This window comes from Bradyrhizobium sp. P2_E8 (assembly GCF_056403875.1).
Genome location: NZ_JBFUES010000950.1, coordinates 1 through 2,849 on the forward strand (window position 1 = coordinate 1; position 2,849 = coordinate 2,849).

Sequence of the window (2,849 nt, forward strand, 5' to 3'; positions counted from 1 at the left end):
AGGTTGCACAGCACCAGCGCCGTTCCGAGAGCGCACGCGAGCGTCATTTTCTTCATGCGTTGGCCTCCTTGCGAAGAGAGTGCAAAAGGACTCAAGGCAAGGCAAGCTAATTCGGCGCATGACGGGTCGCCGGGGCCCAACCTATCCCACGTTCGACGTGCCGTTGGGTCCCGTCAGTGCATGGACTTCAGTCCCCTCTAGACTTCAGTACCCTTGCTTTGTGCCCGAGCCGGTGGTCGGCCTCGTGCTCGCGCCAGTCGTCTGACCTGGAGCGACGTTCGACGCGCCGGGGCTGGTGGTCTTCGAGGCCTTCGCGTGGTGCATCGCGTGATGCTTCTTATGTCCTGGAGCGTAGCTGGAAGCGCCCGGCTCGCCCTTCTTGGACCCCATTTGCTGCATCTCCTGACCTGGCGTCTTGCTCGACGCACCCTGAGCAAACACGGCTGGTGCTGTCGCCATGACAACGGCAGCAGAGAGCGCAATGATCTTTGTTTTCATGTCGTTCTCCTCTCGATATGCCCTCCAATGCAACGAAATGAAACAACGCCCGTTCCCCTGAACGATCGTTCATAGTGACAACGGCCCTGCTCGTTCGCCGCCGCCGCGGGATGATGGGCCTTTCGAAGCGGATCATGCCGCGAGGCAAAACCGGATCACAACTGTTCGATCAGCATCGGTGAACCGAGCTCTTCGAAATGAAAGAGCTGAAAGACCCGCTGGCCGTTGAAGTCGAGCACTCTCAAATCATCGGTCTCGTGCAGATTGCTTTCGACCGCGTGAAAGTGTCCGCCGTAGCGCTCCCTGGCGAGCGACAAGGGGACGTCGAACGCGACGAACTTGCCGATGCCCTTTTGCCTGAGCACCCCAAGAAGCTTTTGGTCGTTCAGGGACTGGTGCGAGGTGAGAATGAGCAGCGGGCCGCTCGCCGTGAGCAGCAGAAGCGATTTCATCGGATCCTCCTTTGCGCCCCGCCCTACCTGATCTTCGCCAGGCACTCCTTCAGGCGCTCCAGCTCCGTACGAACCTGCGCCTCCATGGCGTCTTGCAATGCGAGTATGCCCCTGCTGGACAATTCTGCTGAGGCCTTTTTGTCCAGGTTCTGCTTCCAATCCCGGATCGCCTGCCTGGTCGCCCTTTGAGCCTCCGACGTCGTCTTGACGTATTCCTTCATGCAGGCGTCAGCCATTGAGCATGTCTGGCACTCCTGGGCGGCGGCCGGACTTGAAAGAAGCAGGGCGAGTATCGCGGTAGGAACCCTCATGGCGCTTCCTCCCGCGACAGCATAGCACGTCGCAGGGATGCCCGGGGGAGCAGCGCCCGGCTGTTTCAGCAGCCGCAGCCCGCCATAATTTCTCCTTCGCACGCGCGTTGTGTTGGACAAATGTGAGGCCTATCCTTCCGACGATCGGACTGCCGCACTCCCATTAACGCCCGACTGGATGGAGCGCGCATCGGTGCCTGACGCGAACGAGCCCAAGCCTGATACCCAAAAGCCTGATTCCCAGAAGCCTGATGCCGACAAGCCGGGCGAGGTCGGCGCCGATGGCGGGCTGGCGCGGGCCTACGACCAGATCAAGAGCGCAGAGGAAGACCTGGCGCGGCTGGACCGGCTGGTTTCCGGAATGGAACGCGGCAGCGAAACCCCGCGGACCTCGCAAGCGAGCGCCGGTGCGGCGGCAGCCGAGCCTCCCAGGGACAAGGCGCCCGATAGCAAGGTTCGCGATCAAGGCCTGAGAGGAGATCGGACCATGCTGCGCGCTTTGGTTGGCCTCGTGCTGGCGATCGGCGTTCTCGGCGCCGCCTTCGCTTCGCAATATCGCGATGAGGCCAAGTCGATCAGCAAGTCGATCATGGCGCGGTGGGCTCCGCCGGCCAGTCAGCCCCAGCAAGCGTCCGCGGTCGAAAGTCCTGCGCAGCCGCCGGCACTGCACCTGGCTGCCGCGGATGGGCCAAGTCCGGTGCCCGCACCGCCGCCCGGCAAGGAAGCGCAAAGCGCTCCAACACCTGGTGCTTCAACACCTGGCGCTCCAAGTCCTGGCGCTCCAAGTCCTGGCGCCACACCGCCTGACCAGTCATCGTCCGATCTTGCGCAGTCGCTCAAGACCATCACGAACGAGCTTGCGAGCATCAGCGGAAAGCTCGAGCAACTGAAAAGCCGCAACGAGCAGTCGCTGCGCGAGCAGGCCGACACCATTCAACAGCTCAAGACGGCGCGGGAGAAGGATGCGGCGGACAATGCGCGCCTCGCCGCGCAGGTCCAGGCGCTGCAAACGCAACTGACGGCTTCGTCCGCGCCTGCATCCGCGAAACCCGTCGTGCGGAGCGTGACGAGCAACGAGACGGCGGCGCCTGCACGGCCGCACGTGCAAGCGGCCGCACCTCGGAGGCCAAGGCCGCCGCGAGGCCCCTGGATGCCGCCGCCCTATATGGGCGACCCCTACGGCGATCCGGATTGGTAAGCCGTTAGCGAGTGAGCGTAGCCCGGATGGAGCGGAGCGTAATCCGGGATCTTGCCCCAAGCTGCACCGGTCCCGGATTGCGCGCAGCCTGTCATCGGGCGGCGCTTTGCGCCGACCCGTTGGCTCCATCCGGGCTACAGGACTCCCGACGGCGCCGGGATTGGACTTTAAGCCCAGCTCGCAGGATGGGGGGAGCGCAAGCGCTCAACCCATCCTGCGAACGACGCTCTACATCAGCCTCACCGGGCCTCGCACACCGACACCTTGGCTGCGATCCCGGTCAGCTCGAGCTCTTCCGTCGCAAGCTCCTGATGGGGGGACTCGCCGACCGAGACGTCCTTCATTCGACGCTGGACCTCTTCGCAGGTCTTGCGGACGTCTTCCGTGAAG

Annotated in this window: 4 protein-coding genes; 1 reads left to right on the plus strand and 3 read right to left on the minus strand. The window is 63.6% G+C overall.

Translation table 11 applies throughout. The annotated features are described in order from the left end of the window. Positions 1–204: 204 nt before the first annotated feature. From AC1D00_RS34795 to AC1D00_RS34805, 3 genes are all read right to left on the minus strand, one after another. Entirely contained in the window at positions 205–498 is a 294-nt protein-coding gene (locus AC1D00_RS34795; protein ID WP_025575656.1) for a hypothetical protein, read from the minus strand. A gap of 155 nt (positions 499–653) precedes the next feature. Continuing rightward, complete coding sequence (locus tag AC1D00_RS34800; RefSeq protein WP_477013800.1) at positions 654–995, minus strand: cytosolic protein; 342 nt, start codon at positions 993–995, stop codon at positions 654–656. Then, entirely contained in the window at positions 974–1,261 is a 288-nt protein-coding gene (locus AC1D00_RS34805; protein WP_025575653.1) for a hypothetical protein, read from the minus strand. The genes AC1D00_RS34800 and AC1D00_RS34805 overlap by 22 nt, the downstream gene beginning before the upstream one ends. A gap of 178 nt (positions 1,262–1,439) precedes the next feature. Here AC1D00_RS34805 and AC1D00_RS34810 point away from each other — a divergent pair, with 178 nt between their 5' ends. Then, positions 1,440–2,459: a hypothetical protein gene (locus AC1D00_RS34810; RefSeq protein ID WP_025575652.1), complete on the plus strand. Its 1,020-nt coding sequence runs from the start codon at positions 1,440–1,442 to the stop codon at positions 2,457–2,459. The last annotated feature ends 390 nt before the right edge of the window (positions 2,460–2,849 follow it).

Excerpts from the sequence above, each read along its gene's own strand:
- AC1D00_RS34795 (WP_025575656.1), bottom strand. The coding sequence starts at position 498 with ATGAAAACAAAGATCATTGCGCTCTCTGCTGCCGTTGTCATGGCGACA.
- AC1D00_RS34805 (WP_025575653.1), bottom strand. The coding sequence starts at position 1,261 with ATGAGGGTTCCTACCGCGATACTCGCCCTGCTTCTTTCAAGTCCGGCC.
- AC1D00_RS34810 (WP_025575652.1), top strand. The coding sequence starts at position 1,440 with ATGGAGCGCGCATCGGTGCCTGACGCGAACGAGCCCAAGCCTGATACC.